Annotated in this window: 3 protein-coding genes; all 3 read right to left on the reverse strand. The window is 69.1% G+C overall.

Features of this window, described 5'->3' with window-relative positions; genetic code table 11:
• Positions 1-648, reverse strand: a 648-nt coding sequence (locus RMO85_RS13760) for a 50S ribosomal protein L25/general stress protein Ctc (protein WP_310529294.1), incomplete at its 3' end; no start/stop codon positions are given.
• Positions 649-836: 188 nt separating this feature from the next.
• Positions 837-986: a hypothetical protein gene (locus tag RMO85_RS13765; protein WP_310529295.1), complete on the reverse strand. Its 150-nt coding sequence runs from the start codon at positions 984-986 to the stop codon at positions 837-839.
• 50 nt (positions 987-1,036) lie between these two features.
• On the reverse strand, positions 1,037-1,971 hold a 935-nt coding region (locus tag RMO85_RS13770), incomplete at its 5' end, for a ribose-phosphate diphosphokinase (protein ID WP_310529296.1).

A 1,971-nucleotide genomic window follows, 5' to 3' on the forward strand; every position in this document is an offset into this window, starting at 1 on the left:
CTCGGCGTCGCCGCCCTCGGTCTCGGACTCGGACTCGGGAGCGTCGTGCTCGATGCCGGCGTCGGCCTCGGCCTCGGCGAGCTCGGCCTCGAGGGCCTCCGCGGAGACCTGTCCGGTGACGTTGACGATGAGCAGGTCCTCGTCGGCGGCCAGCGTGGTGCCCTTCGGCAGGACGAGGTCGCGGGCGTGGACCTGGGTGCCGACCGGGGCCTTGTCGATCGAGACCTCGATGAACTCGGGGATGTGCGTGGCCTCGGTCTCGACCTGGATCGTGTTGTTCTCGGTGACGACCAGGGTGTCGGGGGCGGCGTCGCCCAGGACGTGGATCGCGACGTCGACGATGACCTTCTCGCCGCGGATCACGGTGACGAAGTCGATGTGCTCGATGACGCGGCGGATCGGGTCGACCTGGACCTGCTTGGTCAGCGCGAGGTGCTCGGTGCCGTCGAAGTCGAGCGCGAGCAGCGAGTTGGCGCCACCGTGCTTGAGCGCCATCATCGTCTGGTGACCCGGCAGGGTGACGTGGATCGGGTCGGCACCGTGGCCGTAGATCACGCCGGGGATCTTGTTGTCGCGGCGGATGCGGCGGGCGGCGCCCTTGCCGAACTCGGTGCGGTTCTCCGCGGCGATCTTCTCTGTTTCAGCCATGTTCACTCCTCATGCGTTGGTCCGTGGGGGCCCCGGGCATGAGGAACGCCGCGCTCCCCAATCGCGGGCGCGCGGCGTGGACTGTGTGGATCCTGGCCGGCCCTGTCGATCACGGAGTGCGAAGCTCCCTCGCCGAGGCAACCTCGCAAGACTAGACGCCCGGTGCGGTGCGGGTCGAATCGGCGGGCTCAGATCTGGTCGAGGGTGGCTCCGGCCCTGCTAAGGTGCTCGAAGGCCGGGAGGGCGCAGAGCCCGATGACGACGTACACGGCGCCGATCAGCAGCTCGGTCCCGACGAGGCCCTGCACGGCTCCCCACGTCGCGCCGTCGCCCAGCATCCGGGTGGCCTCGATGGCGTGTGGGTAGCTCGCCCAGCCCGTCGAGTCGCTCAGGCGTGCCCGTCGAACATGGACGTGACGGATCCGTCCTCGAAGACCTCGCGGATGGCGCGCGCGATGAGCGGCGCGATCGACAGGGTCGTCAGCTTGTCGAACTGCTTGTCGGCGGGCACGGGGAGCGTGTTGGTGATGACGACCTCGATGGCCGAGGAGTTCTTGAGCCGGTCGACGGCCGGGTCGCTGAGGATCGGGTGGGTCGCGGCGATGATCACGCCGGCGGCGCCGGCAGCGACGCAGGCCTCGGCGGCCTTCACGATCGTGCCGCCGGTGTCGATCATGTCGTCGGTCAGCACGCAGATCTTGCCGCTCACGTCACCGACGACCCGGTTGGCGACCACCTCGTTGGCCACGTCGGTACGCCGCGACTTGTGGATGAAGGCCAGCGGCGCACCACCGAGGCGGGCCGACCAGCGCTCGGCGACCTTGATCCGGCCGGCGTCCGGCGAGACGACGGCGAGCTCCTGGTCGCCGTACTTCTCGCGCACGTAGTCAGCCAGGATCGGCAGTGCCATCAGGTGGTCCACCGGGCCGTCGAAGAAGCCCTGGATCTGGTCGGCGTGCAGGTCGACGGTGATCAGCCGGTCGGCGCCGGCGGTCTTGAAGAGGTCGGCGACGAGACGGGCCGAGATCGGCTCACGGCCGCGGTGCTTCTTGTCCTGGCGGGCGTAGCCGTAGAAGGGCATCACCACCGTGATCCGCTTGGCGCTCGCCCGCTTCAGGGCGTCGACCATGATCAGGTGCTCCATGATCCACTCGTTGATCGGAGCCGTGTGGCTCTGGATCACGAAGGCGTCGCAGCCGCGCACGGACTCCTCGAAGCGGATGTAGATCTCTGAGTTGGCGAACTCGTAGGCCACCTGGGGCACGAGTTGGGTGCCTAGTTGGCTGGCGACCGCCTGCGCGAGCTCGGGGTGCGCCCGACCGC

Source organism: Nocardioides sp. (assembly GCF_031422975.1).
Taxonomy (GTDB): Bacteria; Actinomycetota; Actinomycetes; order Propionibacteriales; family Nocardioidaceae; genus Nocardioides.

Excerpts from the sequence above, each read along its gene's own strand:
- RMO85_RS13765 (WP_310529295.1), bottom strand. The coding sequence starts at position 986 with ATGCTGGGCGACGGCGCGACGTGGGGAGCCGTGCAGGGCCTCGTCGGG.